Source organism: Arthrobacter sp. 05N33_2, from assembly GCF_056397425.1.
In genome coordinates this window covers 123,648-144,495 of sequence record NZ_JBFTNJ010000004.1, presented here as the reverse complement: position 1 = coordinate 144,495, position 20,848 = coordinate 123,648, and the positions used below count along the sequence as shown (strand labels likewise).

General features: G+C 68.4%; 19 protein-coding genes and 1 riboswitch. Of the genes, 15 read left to right on the top strand and 4 right to left on the bottom strand.

The window, feature by feature from the left end:
- Positions 1-3 precede the first annotated feature (3 nt).
- Together AC1DHX_RS05040 and AC1DHX_RS05035 are read right to left on the bottom strand one after the other, a co-directional pair.
- On the bottom strand, positions 4-486 hold the full coding sequence (locus AC1DHX_RS05040) for a cation:proton antiporter regulatory subunit (RefSeq protein ID WP_028275382.1): 483 nt from the start codon (positions 484-486) through the stop codon (positions 4-6).
- Positions 487-524: 38 nt separating this feature from the next.
- On the bottom strand, positions 525-1,925 hold the full coding sequence (locus AC1DHX_RS05035) for an MFS transporter (protein WP_476860353.1): 1,401 nt from the start codon (positions 1,923-1,925) through the stop codon (positions 525-527).
- A gap of 225 nt (positions 1,926-2,150) precedes the next feature.
- Here AC1DHX_RS05035 and AC1DHX_RS05030 point away from each other — a divergent pair, with 225 nt between their 5' ends.
- Genes AC1DHX_RS05030 through mnhG form a run of 6 tightly spaced genes read left to right on the top strand, consistent with a single transcriptional unit; the run spans position 2,151 to position 8,534 of the window.
- Positions 2,151-5,195: a Na+/H+ antiporter subunit A gene (locus AC1DHX_RS05030; protein ID WP_476860352.1), complete on the top strand. Its 3,045-nt coding sequence runs from the start codon at positions 2,151-2,153 to the stop codon at positions 5,193-5,195.
- Positions 5,192-5,713, top strand: coding sequence for a Na(+)/H(+) antiporter subunit C (locus tag AC1DHX_RS05025; protein WP_230009245.1), 522 nt, complete (start codon positions 5,192-5,194; stop codon positions 5,711-5,713). Before AC1DHX_RS05030 ends, AC1DHX_RS05025 begins: the two co-directional genes overlap by 4 nt.
- Positions 5,710-7,338, top strand: a complete 1,629-nt coding sequence (locus AC1DHX_RS05020; protein ID WP_476850770.1) for a Na+/H+ antiporter subunit D — start codon at positions 5,710-5,712, stop codon at positions 7,336-7,338. Before AC1DHX_RS05025 ends, AC1DHX_RS05020 begins: the two co-directional genes overlap by 4 nt.
- On the top strand, positions 7,335-7,880 hold the full coding sequence (locus tag AC1DHX_RS05015; protein ID WP_028275387.1) for a Na+/H+ antiporter subunit E: 546 nt from the start codon (positions 7,335-7,337) through the stop codon (positions 7,878-7,880). The genes AC1DHX_RS05020 and AC1DHX_RS05015 overlap by 4 nt, the downstream gene beginning before the upstream one ends.
- Positions 7,877-8,155 carry an MrpF/PhaF family protein gene (locus AC1DHX_RS05010; RefSeq protein WP_018774043.1) on the top strand — a complete coding sequence of 93 codons (279 nt, stop codon included), beginning with the start codon at positions 7,877-7,879 and terminating at the stop codon, positions 8,153-8,155. The genes AC1DHX_RS05015 and AC1DHX_RS05010 overlap by 4 nt, the downstream gene beginning before the upstream one ends.
- A gap of 31 nt (positions 8,156-8,186) precedes the next feature.
- Positions 8,187-8,534, top strand: coding sequence for a monovalent cation/H(+) antiporter subunit G (gene mnhG, locus AC1DHX_RS05005; RefSeq protein WP_043434548.1), 348 nt, complete (start codon positions 8,187-8,189; stop codon positions 8,532-8,534).
- A gap of 109 nt (positions 8,535-8,643) precedes the next feature.
- Here mnhG and AC1DHX_RS05000 read toward each other — a convergent pair whose 3' ends face one another.
- Positions 8,644-8,907: a DUF4235 domain-containing protein gene (locus AC1DHX_RS05000; protein ID WP_223915203.1), complete on the bottom strand. Its 264-nt coding sequence runs from the start codon at positions 8,905-8,907 to the stop codon at positions 8,644-8,646.
- A gap of 39 nt (positions 8,908-8,946) precedes the next feature.
- Entirely contained in the window at positions 8,947-9,492 is a 546-nt protein-coding gene (locus AC1DHX_RS04995) for a heme-degrading domain-containing protein (protein ID WP_476860351.1), read from the bottom strand.
- A 187-nt stretch (positions 9,493-9,679) separates the two neighbouring features.
- Positions 9,680-9,823, top strand: a riboswitch (TPP riboswitch).
- Positions 9,824-9,889: 66 nt separating this feature from the next.
- Here AC1DHX_RS04995 and AC1DHX_RS04990 point away from each other — a divergent pair.
- The 9 genes from AC1DHX_RS04990 (at position 9,890) to AC1DHX_RS04950 (ending at position 20,838) form a co-directional block, all read left to right on the top strand.
- Entirely contained in the window at positions 9,890-10,537 is a 648-nt protein-coding gene (locus AC1DHX_RS04990) for an ECF transporter S component (protein WP_028275391.1), read from the top strand.
- Positions 10,538-10,565: 28 nt separating this feature from the next.
- Complete coding sequence (locus AC1DHX_RS04985) at positions 10,566-12,215, top strand: ABC transporter ATP-binding protein (RefSeq protein WP_476860350.1); 1,650 nt, start codon at positions 10,566-10,568, stop codon at positions 12,213-12,215.
- A 52-nt stretch (positions 12,216-12,267) separates the two neighbouring features.
- Positions 12,268-13,071: an energy-coupling factor transporter transmembrane component T family protein gene (locus AC1DHX_RS04980; protein WP_476860349.1), complete on the top strand. Its 804-nt coding sequence runs from the start codon at positions 12,268-12,270 to the stop codon at positions 13,069-13,071.
- Between the two features lie 202 nt (positions 13,072-13,273).
- Positions 13,274-14,797: a UDP-N-acetylglucosamine 1-carboxyvinyltransferase gene (locus tag AC1DHX_RS04975; protein WP_028275394.1), complete on the top strand. Its 1,524-nt coding sequence runs from the start codon at positions 13,274-13,276 to the stop codon at positions 14,795-14,797.
- Between the two features lie 51 nt (positions 14,798-14,848).
- Complete coding sequence (locus AC1DHX_RS04970) at positions 14,849-16,033, top strand: glutamate--cysteine ligase 2 (RefSeq protein WP_476860348.1); 1,185 nt, start codon at positions 14,849-14,851, stop codon at positions 16,031-16,033.
- A 588-nt stretch (positions 16,034-16,621) separates the two neighbouring features.
- Complete coding sequence (locus tag AC1DHX_RS04965; protein ID WP_476860347.1) at positions 16,622-17,527, top strand: PIG-L deacetylase family protein; 906 nt, start codon at positions 16,622-16,624, stop codon at positions 17,525-17,527.
- Positions 17,527-18,468, top strand: coding sequence for an ATP-grasp domain-containing protein (locus tag AC1DHX_RS04960; protein WP_476860383.1), 942 nt, complete (start codon positions 17,527-17,529; stop codon positions 18,466-18,468). The genes AC1DHX_RS04965 and AC1DHX_RS04960 overlap by 1 nt, the downstream gene beginning before the upstream one ends.
- Positions 18,455-19,750 (top strand): glycosyltransferase family 2 protein, encoded by a 1,296-nt coding sequence (locus tag AC1DHX_RS04955; protein WP_230008213.1) that lies wholly within the window; start codon positions 18,455-18,457, stop codon positions 19,748-19,750. Before AC1DHX_RS04960 ends, AC1DHX_RS04955 begins: the two co-directional genes overlap by 14 nt.
- The gene (locus AC1DHX_RS04950; RefSeq protein WP_476860346.1) at positions 19,747-20,838 is read left to right on the top strand and encodes a hypothetical protein; all 1,092 of its coding nucleotides are present in this window, start codon (positions 19,747-19,749) and stop codon (positions 20,836-20,838) included. The genes AC1DHX_RS04955 and AC1DHX_RS04950 overlap by 4 nt, the downstream gene beginning before the upstream one ends.
- Positions 20,839-20,848 lie beyond the last annotated feature (10 nt).

Here is a 20,848-nt window from a genome sequence, read left to right as displayed (position 1 = left end):
GGCTTATCCGTTGCGCAGGATGCCGGCCGCCGTGTCCAGGCCTTCTTGCGTACCCACCGCAACGAGGAGGTCACCGGGGTGGAGGACGACGTCGGGTCCCGGGGAGGGCACGACCTCGCCTTCGCGCATGATAGCCACGATCGAGACCCCGCTCCGGGTCCGGATGCACGCCTTCCCCATCGGCTGGTTCTGGAAGGGTGACTCAGCGCTGATCGAAAACTGGCGCGTGACAATACCCGGGATTTCCCGGTGGGCTTCCGAGAGCTGCATGGCGATGCGCTGGCCGCCCAGGAGGTTGCCCAGGGCGGCGGCCTCATCCGCAGTCAGAGGGACAGAGGCCTGGCAGGTGTCAGGATCGTCCCAGGTCGAGACGATGAGTTCCGTCTGGCCCTCGCGGTATTCGACAACGCCGATCCGGCGTCCGGAGGCAGTCATGAAGTCCTTGCGCCGGCCGAGGCCGGGGAGGTCCGTCTCATCCACGTTCATACCCTCAGCCTAGTGCGCGAACCGTTGATTCGGCCGCCTCAGGACTCGGGGACCACCGCGATTTCGGTCTGATCGGGGGCCTTGACCGGCAGGAGCACGAGCAGGCCCACGAGCAGCACCACCATGATGCCGAGGATGCCCCAGCGCTGGGCCTCGCCCTCCGCTACGAAGGGTGCGGCGACGGCGATGCACAGCGTGAAGAGCGCGGGGGCGAGGAAGCTTACGGCCCGGCCCGTGGTGGCGTAGAGGCCGAAGAGCTCGCCGGATTCGCCGTGCGGGGCGAGCCTGGCGAGGTAGGCGCGGGAGGACGACTGGGCCGGCCCCACGAAGAGGCACAGCAGCAGGCCGAAGACCCAGAACGTGGTGGTCCCTGCCCAGGCCATGCCAAAGAACTTGTAACTGCCGTTGCCGAGGACCAGGATCGCGGTACCCGCGACCAGCAGGCCGGCCAGAGACGCGATAATCACGGTCTTCGGCCCGATCCTGTCATCCAGGAAGCCGCCGAGGATGGCGCCGGCGGCCGCCACGACATTCCCGAAGATCGCGAAGAAGATGACGTCCTTGAGCTCGAAGCCAAAGGTGCCGGCCGCGATCACCCCGCCGAAGGTGAAGACAGCTGCCAGCCCGTCCCGGAAGATGGCGCTCGCGAGGAGGAAGTAGATGGTGTGCGGGCTGGTCCGGTAGATCGCCTTGATGCGCCGGACGAGCAGGCCGTAGGAGGCGAGGAACCCCAGTCCGGCGCCCCGGTCCGAGCGCGGCAGCTCCGGGACCGCGAACAGCACGGGCAGTGCGAAGACGAGGAACCACAGGGCCGAAAACACCGCCACCAGCCGGATGTTCAGGCTGTCCGCGGTGGAGGCGCCAAACCAGTTCACGCTGGGCTGGACAAAAAGCTGGAGCACAACCAGCAGCGCGACGATGCCGCCGAGATACCCCATTCCCCAGCCGAAGCCGCTCACTTTGCCGATGTTCCGCGGGGTGGAGATCTGGGTGAGCATGGCGTTGTAGTTGACCCCGGCAAACTCGAAGAAGACGTTGCCCAGTGCTATGAGCGTGACGCCCAGGATCAGGAAGTCCGGCCGCGGGAAGACAAAGAAGCACAACCCGGTCAGGACGACGACGGCGGCCGTGTTGACCCCCAGCCACAGCTTCCGCCGGCCACCCGTGTCGGAGCGCTGCCCGGTGACCGGGGCCAGGAGGGCAACGGCCACGCCGGCGACGGCCAGCGCGGCGCCCAGGACTGCCGAGGCCTGGTCCTCCCCGCCGAATGCCTTGGAGGTCAGGTAGACGGTGAAAACGAACGTTGTCATGACGGCATTGAAGGCTGACGAACCCCAGTCCCACGAGGCCCACGCGAGGATCTGGCCACGGTGCGGGACGGGACTTCCCGATTCCAGTTCCGAGGGGCGCATGGCCTCTGGGGCGGCGGCAGTGTTCATAGCCAGAATCGTAGCCGCCCCGGGCGTCCTCCGAGGGGGAGCGGCAGGGGGTTTTGCCAGGCAGGGTTTAGCCCCGGCTTCACATTTGCGTCGAATTGTTCAGTGACCGGTGTCCCGGCCAAAAGAATTTGTACACGCTTGGTAAACTGACGGCACCGAACCTAACAAATGACCCGCCTGCTCCAACTTGCTGACAATCGACTTTCTGACGTTGCGGAGATACCAGTGATCACAGTCCTTGCCGTGCACTTTGCGGTGGCTGCTGTGGCCCCGCTGCTGTTCCGAAAGTTTGGCAGGAATTCGTTCTTCGCCCTGGCCGCGGTCCCCGCGGCCTCCTTTATCTGGCTGCTGCTGCAGCACGACGCAGTCTATTCAGGCACAGTCTATTCAGGTTCTGACGGGGCGATTACCGAAGTCATCCCCTGGATTCCCGGGCTGCAGCTCGAACTCGCGTTCCGGATGGACGCCCTGGCCTGGGTCATGTCCCTGCTGGTGCTGGGGGTGGGTGCGCTGGTGCTGGTCTATTGCGCCCGCTACTTCAAGGACAAGGACGACTACCTCGGCGGATTCGGCGCCCAGCTCCTGGCCTTCGCCGGGGCGATGTTCGGCCTCGTTACCGCTGATGACCTTCTGCTGCTGTTCATCTTCTGGGAACTGACCACAGTGCTGTCCTACCTGCTGATCGGCTACGCCCGCACCCGGCTGTCCGCGCGGCGCTCGGCGTTGCAGGCACTCGTGGTGACCACCGCCGGCGGCCTGGCCATGCTCGTGGGGCTCATCATGCTCGGTTCGACGGCCGGAACCTACCGGATCCAGGCCATCATGGACCTGGCTCCCACCCTGGTCGCCGGCCCCGCAGGCGGGGTCGTGAACGCCGCCGTCGTCCTCATCCTGATCGGTGCGATCACCAAATCCGCCCTGGTGCCGTTCCACTTCTGGCTCCCCGGCGCAATGGCTGCCCCCACCCCCGTGAGCGCCTACCTGCACGCCGCGGCCATGGTGAAGGCCGGGATCTACCTGGTGGCCCGGCTGGCCCCCGGATTCGCGGACACCGCGGCGTGGCTGCCGATCGTGCTCGGCCTGGGCCTGGCCACCATGCTGGTGGGCGGCTACCGGGCCCTCCGGCAGACAGATATCAAGCTCATCCTCGCCTACGGCACCGTGAGCCAGCTGGGCTTCATGACCATGGTGGTGGGCCTCGGCACTCCCGACGCGGCACTCGCCGGAATAGCCCTGCTCCTGGCGCATGGGCTGTTCAAGGCCACGCTCTTCCTGGTGGTGGGCATCATCGACCACCAGTCCGGGACCCGGGACATCCGCGAGCTCTCCGGCGTCTACGGATCGGCCAGGGCACTGGCGGTCGTCGCGGCGATCGGCGCGGCCTCGATGGCGGGCGTGCCCCCGCTGGCCGGATTCGTCGCCAAGGAATCGGTGTTCGAGGCCTTCCTCCAGTACAAGTCGGAGACCGGGACCGGACCCTGGCTCTTGGCCGGTGTGGTCCTGGGCTCCATCCTGACCTTCGCCTACAGCGCCAGGTTCATGTGGGGAGCCTTCGCCCTCAAGCCCGGCGTGGAGCCCACGGCCTTCAAGCCGGTCAAACCGGCGTTCCTCGCCGCACCGGCGATCCTGAGCCTCCTCACAATCCTTTACGGGCTGTGGCCTGCCACCGTTGACGCCTGGATCCAGCCCTACGCGGAGCTTTTTGTGCACGGCTCCGAGGCCCCGCCCGGGCACCTGGCGCTGTGGCACGGCATCACCCCGGCCCTGGGCCTGACCGCAGTGACGTTCGTCCTGGGCCTGGCGATGTTCTACGGCCGCAACGCCGTGGCCCGGCTGCAGGCGCTGGTGCCGGGCTGGATCGACAGCGACCGTGCCTACCAGCTGACGATCGGCGCCTTGGACGACACCGCGGTATGGATCACCGGCCGGACCCAGCGAGGTTCGCTCTTCTTCTACCTGTCCGTCATCCTGACCGTGGCGTTCGTCCTGCCGCTGACGGCGCTGCTGCTGGCCAACAAACCGCTGCCGCCCGGCCTCTATGTCATCGATCCCGGCTCGCCGCTGCAGCTGGTGGCCGGCGCCGGAATCGTGATCGGGGCGCTGGCCGCGGTGCGCGCCAACAAACGGTTCCTGGCCGTCCTGATGGTGTCCGTCACCGGCTACGGGATTGCCATGATGTTCGCCCTGCAGGGAGCCCCGGACCTCGCCCTGACCCAGATGCTGGTCGAAACCATGATCCTGGTGGCGTTCGTGCTGGCCATGCGGAGCCTTCCGCCGGGGCTGCGGGACCGCACCGGCGGCAAGTACCGGGTCATCCGCGTGGTGATCGGCCTGGCATTCGGCGTCACCATGATTTTCGTGGCCATCCACGCCCTCGGCGCCCGGGTGGCGCCGCCGGTCTCCCTGCAGTTCCCGCAACTGGCCTATGAGGGCGGCGGCGGACTCAACGTCGTCAACGTGACCCTGGTGGACATCCGGGCCTGGGACACCTTTGGCGAGATCTCGGTCCTGGCCCTGGCCGCCACCGGCGTCGCAAGCCTCATCTTCGTCCGCGGCCGCGGTGACCGCATCCGGACATCCGCGAGCGTCGCGGAAGGGACCGTGGGCCGGCGGACCGGGGCCAGGGGCAGCACCAGGGAAGACGCCGCCCTGGCGATGAACCGGCGGTTCGCTGCCGCCACTCGCGACGCCTGGCTGGTGGCCGGCCGGACCCTGGCACCCGAACGCCGCTCGATCATTTTCGAGGTGGTCACCCGCCTCATCTTCCACTCGATGATCGTGTTCTCCATCTATCTGCTCCTCGCCGGCCATAACCTGCCCGGCGGCGGCTTCGCCGGCGGCCTCACCGCCGGCCTCGCCCTGACCATCCGCTACCTGGCCGGCGGCCGCTTCGAACTGCGCGAAGCGACACCCGTCGGCGCCGGCACCCTGCTGGGGATCGGCCTGGCCACGGCGGCTGCCGCCGGAATGACGCCGCTGCTGCTGGGCGGCGAAGTGTTCCAGAGCGCCATCGTGGAGCTGTGGCTGCCCGTCTTCGGCGACATCAAGTTCGTCACCTCGACCATCTTCGACATCGGTGTCTACGTCGTGGTCGTCGGACTGGCCCTGGACGTGCTGCGCAGCCTCGGCGCGGAGATCGACGAGCACTTCGAAGAACAACCCGAGACGACCGAAGAGGGACCCGCCGAAGACCAGGACAGCGGAGGACTCCCGGGCGGGGTCCCCGCCGAGTCCGCCGACGCGGAAACCACTGCCAAGGGGAGAACATGAGCGTCAACCTGACCCTGCTGACGGTCATGGGCGCCCTCTACGCCTGTGGCATCTACCTGCTCCTCGAACGCAGCCTCACCCGGGTCCTGCTGGGCCTCATGCTGCTGGCCAACGCCACGAACCTGCTGATCCTCGCCACCGGCGGCTACGCCGGCCTGGCGCCGCTCTTCGACAAGGACACCCCGGCGGGGGACTACAACGACCCCCTGCCGCAGGCCCTGATCCTGACCTCGATCGTGATCTCCTTCGCCGTCACGGCGTTCATGCTGGGCATCATCTACCGCACCTGGGTCCTGGCCCGCCAGGATGAAATCCAGGACGACGCCGAGGACCGCCGCGTCGCGGAAACGCCAAGCTTCGATGCCGAGGACGACTCCGTGATCCCGGTCGAGACTTCGGAGTTCCCGCTGGCCACGGTCATGTCCGGTGACCGCCCCGTGCGGGCCGACAAGGCCGCCTCTGAAGAACAGCCCGGTTCCCTCAACGTTGACCCCAGCCCGGAAGGAGGCGGAGAGTGAACATCACCAGCCTTGCCCCGCTCGCCGTCGTACTCCCCATCCTGGGCGCCGCCCTGACCTTTCTGCTCATCCATCACCCCAGGGTCCAGCGCGCGGTCAGCATCGCCGTGCTGACGCTGACACTGCTGCTGGAATGCTGGCTGCTGGCCTCCGTCTGGGATGGCGGCACGGCCGCGGTGAACATCGGCGGCTGGCTGCCGCCGTGGGGCGTCGTGCTGGTGGTGGACCAGTTCTCCTCCCTCATGCTCGTGGTGTCATCGGCCGTGAGCCTTGCGGTGCTGATCTACGCAACGGGACAGGGCATGGCCGACGGCGACCGCGACGCGCCGGTCTCGATCTTCCACCCGACCTACCTGATCCTCGTGGCCGGGGTGTCCAACGCCTTCCTCACCGGAGACCTCTTCAACCTCTACGTCGGCTTCGAGATCCTGCTGACGGCCAGCTACGTGCTCATCACACTCGGCGGGACAGGCCCGCGCATCCGGGCCGGCGTGACCTACGTGGTGGTCTCCGTCGTGTCCTCGGTGCTGTTCCTGATCGCGATCGCCATGATCTACGGCGCCACCGGAACCATCAACATGGCGGACCTCGCCATCAAGCTCGGCGACCTCGACCAGGGCACCCGGACGCTGCTGCACGTCATGCTGCTGGTGGCCTTCGGCATCAAGGCCGCCGTCTTCCCGCTGTCCTTCTGGCTCCCTGACTCCTACCCCACCGCCCCGGCCCCGGTCACCGCGGTGTTTGCCGGGCTGCTGACCAAGGTGGGCGTCTATGCGATGGTCCGCACGGAAACGCTGCTATTCCCGGGGGATGCGCTCAACGCCCCGCTCATGGTCGCGGCGCTGCTGACCATGGTGGTGGGCATCCTCGGCGCCCTGGCCCAAAGTGACATCAAGAGGCTCCTGTCCTTCACCCTGGTCAGCCATATTGGCTACATGGTGTTCGGCCTGGCCATGTCCACCGTGGCCGGTCTGGGCGCCGCGGTGTTCTACGTGGCCCACCACATCACTGTCCAGACCAGCCTGTTCCTGGTGACCGGCCTGATTGAACGCCGCGGCGGCAGCTCGTCCATGGACCGCGTGGCGGGACTGGCCAAGCTCTCCCCGGTATTGGGGGTCCTGTTCTTCATTCCCGCCATGAACCTCGCCGGAATCCCGCCGTTCTCGGGTTTCCTGGGCAAGCTGGGGCTGCTTCAGGCAGGTGTGGAACTGGGGACGCCGCTGGCCTACGCCCTGGTGATCGGCGGCGTGCTGACGAGCTTGCTGACCCTGCTGGCGATCGCGAGGGTCTGGAACCGGGCGTTCTGGCGCAAGCCCGGGGACGCCGAACACCCCGATCCGGTGCTCCTGGCAGCGCCGGCCGACTCCGCCACGGGTGACCGGGCCGGCAAGACGAATGTGACCCTGCTGCCCCGCACCATGGTGGGCTCCACCCTGGGCCTGGTGGTCTTTGGCGTGGCCCTGACGGTCTTTGCCGGGCCGCTGTTCAGGGTGGCCGACCAGTCCGCCCAGGAGATGCTGGACCGGACCTCCTACATCCAGGCCGTGCTCGGCCCGGATGCGCCCGTGCCGCCGGTGCCCCCGTCGCTCCATCCGGTGCAGGTCCGGGAGGGCGGCGGAAAATGAACCGGAAAAGGATCTCGCTGCGCCAGGAACTGCCGCTGCTGGTCTGGCTCGTCTTTGTCTGGGGCGCGCTCTGGCAGAACTTCAGCCCGGGCAATCTCCTCTTCGGCGCCCTCATCGCGGTGCTCGTGGCGCGCATTTTCTATCTGCCCCCGGTGGAACTCGGCGGCCGCTTCAACGTGCTCCGCGCCGTGCCGTTCGCCCTCATCTTCCTCGGAAAAGTCGTCGCGGCAAGCTTCCAGGTCCTGTACCTGGCCGTCGTCCGCGGCCCCAACGTGGTCAGCGCGGTCGTAGCCGTGCCGCTCCGAAGCCATTCGGACCTCCTGGTCACGGCCACCGGGCACGTGATCTCGCTGATTCCCGGGTCCCTCGTGGTGGAGGTGGACAGGTCGACGTCCACGCTCTACATCCACGGCATCAACGTCCGCAATGCCGAGGACGCGGCCAAGCTGCGCAAAGAGGTCCGGGACACCGAGGCCGGGCTGATCCGGATCATGGGGACCAAAGCCGAACTTTCCGCCCTGACACAGGAGACCGCCGCATGATGCAGACCGTCCTGACGGTGACCGCCGTCGTACTGTCCCTGGCCGCCGCGGGGGCGATCGTCCGGATCGCGCGGGGGCCCTCGCTGCTGGACCGGGTTCTGGCCGCCGACGTGCTGCTGGCCATCTTCGGCGCGGCCCTGTGCATCGACATGGCCGCCAACCGGCACCTGAACAACCTGATGCTGCTCGTTGCGATTTCCCTGATCGGCTTCGTCGGCTCGGTCACCGTGGCCCGGTTCGTGGCCGACAGGCGGGAGGGCGTCCGTGAATCCTGACACAGTGATCGACGCCGTCTCCGCCGTGTTCATGGTGACCGGAGCCCTGATGTCCCTCGCGGCCGCCATCGGGCTGCTGCGATTCCCGGACCTCATGAGCAGGATGCACGCGGCCACCAAACCGCAGGTCCTCGGCCTTTTCCTGCTGCTGGCGGCCCTCGGCCTGCAGATGCGCACCTGGTCGGTGTGGCCCGTCCTGCTGGTGGCCTGGCTCTTCCAGCTGCTCACCGTCCCCGTGTCCGCCCACATGGTGGGCCGGGCCGGCTACCGGACCAAGCACCTGCACCCGGAGCTGCTGAGCTCCGACGAGCTCGAGGCGGTAGTCCAGAAGGCCGCCCAGCAGGCGGCCACGCACGGAGCGGACGACGACGACCGCTGAGCCCCCGTCCGGCCCGGCGGACCCGGCCGGCACGTCGCCCCCGTCCGGCCAGCGGACCCGGCCGGGGCCTTCGACAGCCGCGGCGGGCGCCGCGGCTGGTCGCGTCAGGTCAGACGACGTCCTGGGTCTTGGCGAAGCGGGTGATCGCGCGCTGGGTGCCGCGGTTGGCGAGCACCTGGATGATGGCGCTGACCGAGGCGGAGATCAGGGCGAACGTCAGGGCCGAGCGCAGGGTGGTGGGAACGTCGTCCTCCTGGCCCTTGGGCGGCTTGTTGCCTGTGGACTTTTCCCACATGGTGTCCACCAGCTTGGTGCCGGCAAAGCCGGCCAGGAGGCTGACGCCGGTGCCGAGCAGCTTGATGAGGATGTTCATTCTTCGGTCTCCTTGGGACGGGAACGGTTTTCCCCTAGCCTAGCGTTCCGGGGTGAGGACCATCCGCAGGGCCTCGACCACGAGTTCGTGATCCGCCTTCTGGGGCAGGCCGGAGACGGTGACGACGGCGACGGCGCCCGTGCCGCGCACGTAGATGGGGAACGCCCCGCCGTGGGCGGCGAACTCCGACTGATCCCACCAGGCGTTGTCCTCGATCCTTCCGCCGGCGGCGCGGGCCTGGAGGCCCACCAGCAGGGACGGGACCTCGTACCGCATGGCGGTGCGCTTTTTGGCGTTGATCCAGCGCTCATTGTCCGGTGTGGCGCCGTCCAGCGCGGCGTGGAAGAGCACCTGCTCGCCTTTGGTGATGTCGACGGCGATGGGCAGCGAGCGTTGCCTGCCCAGCTCGACAAGGAGGAGCCCGAGGTCCAAGGCGTCATCCTTGCTGAACGACGCGAACTGGAGCGCCTCTATCTCGGCCAGCACGCGGCCGATAAGCGCCGCCAGGGAACCCCGCGGCTGCGGCTCACTCGAGTCGGGATCGTATTCCCCGGAGGGATCTTGGGTGACCGGTGTGTGCGACAAAATATTCCAGCTTTCCGGTGGGTGACGAGGCCGCCCGCTGGCGGGTCCGGGGGTCCGGCACGACGACTCTACCAAGAGGGATTTCCGGGCCGCCGGGACTGCCGCCGTCCGGTCCACGATTGTGACGGCACACCACTGAAAACCCGGCCGTCCGGGTGTAAACTGAGCCAGCCCACAAGGGCGAAAATAATTACGACAGGGGAGCGCCGCCGTCGGGCATCGCCGGAACAATCCGGGGAAACCTTTGGTGGGCGCTGAGAGTGCGGACAGCCGCAGACCCTCGAACCTGATCCGGTTAGTACCGGCGCAAGGGAGTCGAGTTCTCAGGGTGCGCGGAGGGCGGCGGAAGCCGAGACCGGCCGGCGCACCCTCCCCTCCTGTTCCTCAGGAGGACGACATGACAGATATTTCAGCACAGCATGGTTCCGCCAGCCGTTCATCCGCCCGGCGCAACTACAGCTGGCGCGTGGTGGACATTGTGGTGGCCGCGTTGATCGCCGTTGCCGGCGGCGTCATTTTCTGGGCCTGGTCCCAGGGCGCGAACCTGATCTCGACTCCGGTCAACGCGGTCTACCCGCCGTTGAGCGGACTCTACGCCGGCGGCTGGATGATCCCGGCGGTGCTGGGCATGCTCATCATCCGCAAGCCGGGCGCCGCGCTCTTCTGCGAAACCGTCGCGGCCACCGGCGAGCTCATCATGGGTTCGCAGTACGGCACCACGGTGCTGATCTCCGGCATCCTGCAGGGCCTCGGCGCCGAACTGGTCTTCGCGGCCTTCCTCTACAAGAAGTTCAACCTGCCCGTCTCCGTGCTGGCCGGCGCCGGCGCGGGCCTCTTCTGCGGCCTGAACGATTCCTTCCTGCCGTGGGGCTGGAACATCGCCTACGAAGCCGGCGACAAGCTCGCCTACATCGTCTTCACCACGATCTCCGGCGCAGTGATTGCCGGCGGACTGGCCTGGCTCGCCACCCGCGGCCTGGCGAAAACCGGAGTGCTGGGCTCCTTTGCCTCCCGCAAGGCCGCCACGGAGCCCGTCTTCTCCTGAGCCCCGTCGCTGAATCCTGCAGAGAATCATGAGATCTTCACCGGGCGTCCGGCCGGCCGCCGTCACGGCCCGCGGCTGGGGCTGGCGGCATGCCGGACGGACCAGGCCCGCGGTCAGCGGCCTTGACCTGGACATCCGGCCGGGGGAGCGCGTGCTCCTGCTGGGGCCCTCCGGCGCCGGCAAGTCGACGCTGCTCCACGCCCTGGCCGGCGTTCTGGGCGACGGCGACTCCGGGGACCCCGGCGACTCCGGCGACGCCGAGAACACAGACGAGACCGGCAGCCTCCTGATCGACGGCGCCGCGCCACGGGCGCGGCGCGGCCGCGCCGGGCTGGTGCAGCAGGACCCGGAAACGCAGGTGGTGCTCTCCCGCCTCGGCGACGACGTCGCCTTCGGGGCGGAGAACCTCGCCGTCCCGGCGGCGGAGATCTGGCCGCGGGTGCGAGAGGCCCTCGACGACGTCGGGCTGGGACAGCTGCCGCTGGACCACCCGACGGCGGCCCTCTCCGGCGGGCAAAAGCAACGGCTCGCGCTCGCCGGGATCCTCGCGATGCGGCCAGGGCTGCTGCTGCTCGACGAGCCGACCGCCAACCTCGACCCCGCGGGCGTCCTGGAGGTCCGCGACGCTGTGGGCCGCTGCCTGGACAAGACAGGCGCCACGCTGGTGGTCGTGGAGCACCGGGTGGGGGTCTGGAAAGATCTGGTGGACAGGATCGTGGTGCTGCAGCCAGGGTCCGCCACGGACTCCGCGGTCTTGATTGACGGACCGCCGGACCGGGTCCTGGCCGAGGCGCGGGACATGCTCATCGGTGCGGGCGTCTGGGTGCCGGGCTACGTCCCGGCGACGCGGATGCGGTCACCGGCGCGGGGCGCGGGACAGATTCTGCTCGCGGCCGACGCGCTCGCGGTGTCCCGCGAACGGCCGCGGCGGGCCGGGCTGCGCGACGGCTTCCGCACCATCGCGCCGCGTCCGGTCCAGTCCGGGGTCTCGGTCCGGGTCCGCGCCGGCGAGGCGCTGACCATCACCGGACAGAACGGCACAGGCAAGTCCACCCTGGCGCTGACGCTGGCCGGTCTCCTGCGGCCCGTCGCGGGAACAGTCTCGGCAACGGCGGAGCTGAGCAGTCCCGCCACTGGTCACTCCAGCGGTCGCTACAGTGGCCGCGTACGCGACGGCGCCGGACCCGATCCCTACCGGTGGAAGGCCCAGCAGCTGATCGCCAGGATCGGAACCGTCTTCCAGGAACCCGAGCACCAGTTCGTTACCGGCAAGGTCCTCGACGAGCTCATGTTCGGACCGCGCCACCTCGGGTACGGCGAAGACCGCGTGGACGAACTGCTGGAGCGGCTGCGGCTGACGGAGCTTGTGGACGCCAACCCCTACACGCTCTCCGGCGGCGAGAAGCGGCGCCTTTCGGTTGCCACTGTGCTGGCGGCGCACCCCCAGGTGCTGGTCCTGGACGAGCCCACCTTCGGCCAGGATGCCAATACCTGGGCCGAACTCGCCTCGTTCCTCTCCGAGCTCCTCGACGCCGGCACCGCCGTCGTGTCGGTGACGCACGACGCCGAATTCAGCGCCGTCCTCGGCGGCGCCGAACTCCGCCTCCGGCCACGGGAAACCGCCGCCGCGGACGCTCCCGGCCCGGATCTCGAGCTGCCGGAGGGGGCCTCGCCATGAGGGACGCCCTGAGCCTGCGCGGCAATCACGCGCTGCCGGAGGGGGCCTCGCCATGAGGGACGCCCTGAGCCTGCGCGGCAATCACGCGCTGCTGACCCGAGCCAACCCGCTCGCCAAGTTCACGGCGGTCACCCTGATCACCCTGGTCCTGGCGCTCTCCATTGACTGGGTGTCGGCGTCGGTGGCGCTGGCGTTCGAACTGCTGCTCCTGCCGCTGGCGGGCCTGACTGTGGCCTTGCTGTGGCAGCGCGGCTGGCCGCTGATCCTCGCCGCGGCGCTGGGCGGCTGGAGCACGGCCATCCTGGCGGCCGATTCCGGACCCGTCCTGCTCGATGCGGGGATCTGGTCCGTCAGCGCCGGTTCCCTGCAGCTGGGGATCGGCTTCATGCTCCGCGGGCTCGCGATCGCATTGCCCGCGGTGCTGCTGATGAGCTGTACCGACCCCACGGACCTGGCCGATGCCCTGGCCCAGAACGCGAAACTGCCGCACCGGTTCGTCCTGGGCACCCTGGCCGCGATGCGGCTCGTCGGAATCATGGCCGAGCAATGGCAGACCATCGGCATGGCCCGGCGGGCCCGCGGCGTGGGCTCGAGCGGCAACCCCTATCAGCGGTTGCGCGCCACGCTGGGCCAGAGTTTCGGCCTGCTGGTGCAGGCGATCCGGAGCGCCTCGCGGCTCGCGGTGACGATGGAGGCCCGCGGGTTCGGCGGTGCCGCCCGGACCTGGGCGCGGCCCTCCACGTTCAGCGGACTCGATGCCTGGGTGCTGCTGGGCGGGCTCGGCATCGCCGCCGCCGCCGTCGCCGCGGCCCTCGGCGCGGGCACCTGGAACCTCGTCTTCCTCACCCGCCAGTAGACCGGCGCCGCCGGCCGGGCAGCCCGGGCAGCCCGGCGGGGCGGGGCGGGAGTTCCGGCGGGCGGCCCGGTAGTTCCGGCGGGCGGCCCGGTAGTTCCGGCGGCCTGCCGGTTATCGCATGGCGTGGGTATCCGTGTGAGATTGGCGCCATTCCGGCCGGAATTGCCGTGGTTTATAAATCATGCGTGATATTTTCGGGAGCATGACTCAACCGACTGCTGAACACGTAGGCATCCTGCTCCGCGAGGCGCGCGGCGCCAAGGGCTGGACCCAGGGGCAACTCGCCGCCGAGCTGGGCACCAGCCAGAGCGCCATCGCCCGGATGGAACAGGGCAAGCAGAACCTGAGCCTGAAGATGATCCAGCGCCTGGAGGCGATCGTCGGGCACAGCATCGTCAAGGTGGGCCGGCCCCAGATGACCCACCTGCGCGTCGAGGGCGGCCGCACCCTCGCCGGCGCGGTGGACGTCAACAGCAGCAAGAATGCCGGCGTCGCGCTGTTGTGCGCCAGCCTCATCAACCGCGGCACCACCACGCTGCGCAGGCTTGCCCGGATCGAGGAAGTCAACCGGATCGTGGAGGTGCTGACCAGCATCGGCGTCGAGTGCACCTGGCTCAACGCGAACGACCTCCAGATCCGCCGCCCCGCCGTCCTGGACCTGGCCTCCATGGATGTGGAGGCGGCCCGAAGGACCCGCAGCGTCATCATGCTCCTGGGCCCGCTGCTGGACGAGGCCGACACCTACCGGCTGCCCTACGCCGGCGGCTGCGACCTCGGCACCCGCACCGTGCAGCCGCATATGCAGGCACTGCGCCAGTTCGGCCTTAGCGTGGAGGCGAAGTCCGGGTTCTACGCGGTGCAGGCGCCGCCGTCGGACGGTCACGACCGCTCCTTCGTGCTCAGCGAACGCGGCGACACCGTCACCGAGAATGCCATCATGGCCGCAGCCCACCGCCGTGGCACCACCATCATCCGCAATGCCAGCCCGAACTACATGGTGCAGGACCTGTGCTTCTACCTGCAGATGCTCGGCGTGGACATCGCCGGGGTTGGCACCACCACGCTGAAGATCACCGGCCGCCCGTCGATCGACGCCGACATCGAATACTTCCCGTCCGAGGACCCCATCGAGGCGATGAGCCTCATCACCGCCGGCATTGTGACGAACTCGGAAGTCACCATCCGCCGCGTCCCGATCGAGTTCATGGAAATCGAACTCGCCACGCTCGAGCAGATGGGCCAGCGGCTCGAGGTTTCCGGGGAGTACTTTGCCCGCAACGGCCGCACCCGCCTGGTGGACGTCACCACCAAGCCTTCGGAGCTGCGGGCGCCGGAGGACAAGATCCACCCCATGCCCTTCCCCGGGCTGAACATCGACAACCTGCCCTTCTTCGCGGTGATCGCCGCCAACGCCCACGGCCAGACAATGATCCATGACTGGGTCTACGAGAACCGGGCCATCTACCTGACCGAGCTCAACAAGCTCGGCGCCCAGGTCCAGCTGCTCGATCCGCACCGCATTTACGTCAACGGGCCCAGCAAGTGGCGAGCGGCCGAGGTGGGCTGCCCGCCTGCCCTCCGCCCCGCCGCCTGCCTGCTGCTGGCCATGCTGGCGGCCCGTGGCGTCTCGGAGCTGCGGAACATCTATGTCATTGAACGCGGCTATGAGGACCTGGCTGAGCGGCTGAACACCATCGGGGCGAAGATCGAGTATTTCCAGGACTGAGCCCCGCGTTGGTGTGGGGCGTTTCGGCGGATCCTGACGCACAATAGATTCATGCGCACCTTCGGCGTGGAGGAAGAACTGCTGATAGTGGACCCCGAATCGGGGATGCTGCTTGCCCTCGCTGACCTCATGCTGCCGAGTCTGGTGCCGCCGCAACAGGAAGCCGCCAGGGTTCTCCCGGCACAGAAACCGGTCCACGAAGGCGCCGACTTCAGCTACGAGCTCAAGCTCGAACAGATCGAGACCCAGACGCATCCGTGCCTGGAATACACGGAACTGCTCCGGCAGCTCAGGCGTGGCCGGTCCCTTGCGGACCAGGCCGCCCGGGCCCACGGCGGCCGGGTCGCGGCCCTGGCCACGTCGCCCCAAGGCTCAGCCACCCACCTGACGCCGAATCCGCGCTATATGACCATGCAGCAGCGCTTCGGGCTCACCGTCCGGAACCAGCTGACCTGCGGCCTCCACGTCCACACCTTTGTGGAGTCTCCGGAGGAGGGCGTGGCGGTAATGGACCGGATCCGCGACAAGCTGGCCGTGCTGATAGCACTCAGCGCGAATTCCCCCTACTGGAACGGGGCCGAGACCGGATTCGAAAGCTACCGCACCCAGGCCTGGAACCGCTGGCCGGGCTCGGGTCCCACGATGATCTTCGGCAGCCTGCCCGTCTACCGCCGCGTGGTCACCCGGCTGGTCGAAAGCGGCGTCCTGATGGATGAGGGGATGGTCTATTTCGACGCGCGGCTGGCCCGGCAGCATCCCACCGTGGAGATCCGGGTCGCGGATGTCTGCCTGCGGGCCGAGGATGCTGCCCTGATTGCCGTACTGGTGCGCGCCCTCGTGGAGTCGGCCGCGCGGGAATGGAACGACGGCGTCGATCCCGCCCCGGTGCCCACGCTGCTGCTGCGCATGGCCGCCTGGCAGGCCAGCAATTGCGGACTGCGCGGGGAGCTCCTGGACTTCGGAACCTTCACCCCGGCCCCGGCCGCGGACGTGGTCAGGGCGCTCGTGGACTTCGTGGCCCCGGTGCTTGAGGAGCAGGGCGAGCTGGAACTGGCGCGCGAGGGCGTCGAGCGGATTCTGGCAGAGGGTACCGGTTCGCAGCTGCAGCGCGGCCCGTTCCGGGCCGGCGGCCTGCCCGCCGTCGTCGAGCGGGCCATCGAACTGACCACCCAGGGGCCCGTCGCCGAGGGGCCGGCAGACAATCGTTCGGCCCTGGGCCGGTTGCGCCCGGCCTGACCGGGAGCCCGCAACAGTTGCGGGTGCGGGATGCCAAAAGAAAAAAGGCCGAAGAGGCGCCGCATTTATTGCCGAATGCTGATAGGGAATCACGGTTGTTTAATGATTGCCGCCCAGCCCTTTTCAGTTAACCGTTCCGGGCAAGGGCGGCACGCCCCCGTTCGCCTTGCGAAAGCCGGAGCCGGGTAGTCGAAACAAGAAATATGAGTACTACCCGTGACCGCCTTTAATTCCATTCACTGAGGTTCGGGTATTGCCTACTCGGGCGCCCTGATAGGCCCCTCGCCTTTACTGGAAGAGCAAGTTCAAGGTTTTCCGAAGGTTTCCCAGAAGGTCTCACAATGTCACGTAACACGCCGGGGGGCGGTTGTGCTGTGCCACGTATGCGCTGGTCAACGTCCTGCAATGCTCGCACGGCCCGCAGCGGCTGCACCTTTCACCGACGCGGCACCCTGCCAAGGGTGCCGCAAGCAGATTCAGAAAATTGCCCCTCCCACTTCCCAAAGCCAGGTTCGCTTATGCGCCCGGCCCTGAAGATCAAATCCGGCCCGGCACTGGGGTGCCGAACAACATAGGAATTGAATTCACATGGTCTCGATTTATGTCTTGCTCATCGTTTTCCTGATTACTTTTGTGGCCGCCGCCGCCCTTGGCCGGTCCTGGTTCCACCGCCGCCTGCGCCGTCCCGAACTGCTCCGCAGGATTTGCCTTCTTGCCGGCTCAACGCTGCTGGTGGCAAATCTTGCCAGCGTTTTCCTCGATGCGCCCGAGTTGTGGCGGACTGCCGACCTCACGCTCACCCTTGGCGGGCTCGCGTCCCTGGGCGTTGCTTTGACGGCCCTGCGCACCGGGAGAGCCCCGGCCCGCCAGCCGCGCAGAGTTCTGGCCATCGGCGCCCACCCCGACGACCTTGAACTTGCCTGCGGCGGTACCCTGGCGAAGTTCGTAGACTCCGGACACGAGGTGCAGGGGCTCGTCATGAGCGATGGCACCCGTGGAGGGGATCCCCTGGAGCGCTCCCTCGACGCGCGGCGCGGCGCGGCGTTCATGGGCCTCACCGGAATGACCCTTTACAACTTCACAGACACGGACCTGTTCCGGCACAGCCAGGAAATGGTGGGTGTCATTGAAGCCGCCATCGCCCGCTACAACCCGGACATCATCCTCACGCATTCCAACCACGACCAGCACCAGGACCATCAGGCCGTCCACATGGCGACGCTGCGGGCCGCCCGCCAGCACCACTCAATCCTCTGCTATGAAAGCCCGTCGGCAACGCGGGACTTCAGCCCGAGCGTCTTCATTGACATCGACGACTACCTTGACGCCAAGGTCCAGGCCGTGAGGATGCACAGCGACCAGCTCGCCAAGCCGTACATGACGCCCGAGCGGGTCCGCGGCATCGCCTCGTTCCGCGGCGGGCAGGCGCGGCGCCGGGTCGCCGAAGCCTACGAACCCGTCCGTCTCCGGAGCACGGAAATGGAAAAGCTGTGATGCCCCGCGTGCTGGTCACCGGCGCCGGAGGCCCCGCGGGCCGCGCCGTAGCTGCCCAGCTGAAGTCCCGTGGCGTTCCCGTCCTGGGCACGGACATCCGCGAACTGCCCGCCGGGGCGGGCCTCACCGTCGTCCCGGTGCCGCCGGCCTCGGACCCGGACATGGTCTCGGCTCTGCGCCGGCTTGTCGTCCAGGAGGGCATCAACCTGGTCATCCCCACGGTGAGTGAGGAACTCCCGCAGCTTGCGGGGTACCGTGCCGCCTTCGGGACCGACGTCCGGGTCATCATCGGCGATCCCGGTCCGGTGGCTCTCGCCAACGACAAGCTCTTCACGGCCTGGCAGCTGCAGACCGCCGGGGTCCCCGTGCCGAGATTCGGCGTGCCCAGGGACTTCGCCAATGCCGGTGCCGCCATGGCCGCGCTCGGCGGCCCCATAGTTCTCAAGCCGCGGGTCTCCCGCGGCGGACGCGGCGTGATGGTCATCGACGGCAGCAAACAGGTGGACTGGCACCGCCTGCCGGAAGGACTGATTGTCCAGGAGTTCATCCCGGGCACCGAATACGGCCCGATGGTCTTCGGCACCCCGGCGCACAACGGGGCCGCGCCGTTCGTCGTCGTCGTGGAGAAGACCGAACTGGCGCAGGGCAACGTGGGCAACGCCGTGAGCACCCGCCGCGCCGAAGCCGGCGAGGCCATGGACGTCGGAAATCTGGCGATGGCGGCCGTCCGCTCGCTGGGCCTCACGGGCCCGGTCGACGTCGACGTCCGCCGGCGTGCCGACGGGACCCCGGTGGTCCTTGAAGTGAACGCACGGTTCGGCGCGAACAACGGGCAGGCCCCGGAACTGCTCGACGCCGTGCTGGCGTCGTTTGCCCTTCCCTCCTTCAACCCGGCCTCTTTCCGGCAAAGCACAGGAGCGTACGCCCATGTCCTGGTTTAGTTCCGCCTCCGCATCAGCCGTCCCCGGGGCCGAGTACCTCCTGCTCCTCATCGGCCTGCCGATTCTGGTGTTCGGGCTCGTGAAGCTGCTCGTGCTGCCGCTGTCCGTCTGGTTTGAACTCCGTGCGGGGCGCCGCCGCCGCCGCGCAACGCCCACCCTGCTGGATGAGCGGCCCAGCGTGTCGATCATCGTCCCGGCTTTCAACGAGGCGACCGTCATCGAAAACTGCGTCCGCTCCATTCAGCTCACCCTGTACGAGCGGTACGAGGTGGTGCTCGTGGATGACGGCTCCACTGACAACACGGCCGGGCTGATGCGCGCGCTCGCCGCGACGGATCCCCGGATCACGGTCCTGACCCAGGCCAATGCCGGCAAGGGGGCGGCCCTGAACCTGGGCATCCGCCACGCCACGGGCGAGGTCCTCATGTTTGTCGACGCTGACGGGATCTTCTCCCAGAACACCGTCAAGCGGATGCTCCAGGGTTTCACTGACCAGCGCACCGGGGCCGTGTGCGGCGACGACAGGCCGGTAAACCTGGACCGGGTCCAGACCCGGATGCTGGCCTTCATCAGCCATGTCGGCACCGGGATGGTCAGGCGCGCCCTGACCATGATCGGCTGCCTCCCGATCGTCTCCGGCAACATTGGGGCGTTCCCCCGCCGGATCCTGGAGGAGATCGGGCCGTTCCGCGAAGACACGGTAGGCGAGGACCTGGAACTCACCTGGCGGGTGCACAAGGCAGGCTACCGGGTGGTCTTCGCCCCGCGCGCGCTGGTCTATGCCGAGTCGCCGTCAACGGTCCGGGCGCTCTGGCGCCAGCGCGTCCGCTGGGCCCGCGGGCTGCTGCAGACCATGGGTGTGCACAAGCGCATGATCGGCAACCTCCGGCACGGACAGTTCGGCGCGTACCTGCTGTTCAACACCATCACCATGGTGGTGCTCCCGGTGCTCCAGATCCTGGTACTCGTGGATCTGGTCTTCCTCACGGCGCTGGGCCGCAGTCCGTTCGGCGCGGACGTCTGGGCAATCCTTGGCTGGGTGGGCCTGTTCATCACGTTGCTGCTCACGGTGTTTGCCCTGGCCATGAACAGGGCGTGGAAGGACCTGCGGCACGCCTGGGCGCTCCCGCTCATCCCGCTCTATTCCGTGTTTACGAGCCTGACCATGGTGGCCGCGCTGGTGCAGGAACTCCGCGGCAAGGAGGCGCACTGGAACAAGCTGACGCGGACCGGTGTGGTCAGCGTCACCGCCCCGGCGGTGCGCCCGGACGTCAGCGTTTGAGGCGCAGACCGGCTGCCTTCCCTGCCCTCGTGCTCCTGTCGGTGCTGGCCCTTGCTGCCACTGGGTGCGGCGGGCCGCAGGGGCCCACGGCGCCCGCCGCGGAGCGCACTGTCGGCGTCGGCTACGAAACTGTGGTCGACGCCGCCTCGACGCTGCCGGAACTGGCCAGACGGCTCGATGAGGTCAACGCCAACAGCGTCACCATCAGCGTGGGGCGGCTGGACTGGACGGCGTTCCCTTGGGACGCCCACCCCGAGGTGGAGGCCGTCCCGGGCCGTGACCACGTGGCCGAAGCGGTCAAGGCACTGGGGACCGGCGGTGATGGCAGGAAACGCAGGATCACACTGACCATCGACCTGCTGATCCCCGGCTGGATCCGTACCAACCCGGGCCTGGCCGGCATCAACTTCGACGGCACCCGCTCCACGGAGTTCGCCAGCGTCAGCGCACTCACGACGGGACCCGTCGGGGAGCGGCTGGTCGACTTGGTGGCCGAGGTGACCAGGCGGTACCAGCCGGACGCCGTGGCCTTGACGGAACTGATGTTCGATAACAACACCTACGGCGGCGACGACCGCGATTCCTACCGGCTGGCCAGCGGCGGGACGGATTGGCCGCGGCTCGCGAACGGGGACATCGACGTCGAACACCCGAGCCTTGGGGCCTGGCGGTCGAAGGGGGTGGCGGCCATCGTGGCCAAGGCGGCGGCGGCCGCCCACGCGAACGGTGCCACGCTCGACATGGACGTCCGGGCGCCGTGGGACGATCCCGCCGGCGACCGGCCGGAGAGCGGCCATGACTACGGGCTGCTCGCCGCGGCCGCGGACCGGCTGGTCTTGTGGGACTACTTCGGGCTCAACGACGCCGCTCCCGCCTATTCCGCCGAGCTGGCCGCGGCCATGGCGAAGCGGTCCGGGAAGTTCGCCATCTCGGTCGGGATGTGGGCCAAGGACGGGCGCATCTCGGCCGCGGACCTGGCGGCCGGGCTGGAGGCGTCTGTCTCCGGCGGGGCGGCCGCCGTCGCCGTCACACCGTCCAGCATGCTCGACGACGACGCCTGGCGGGCGCTCAAGGCGGCCTGGGCCTGAGCGGCCATGG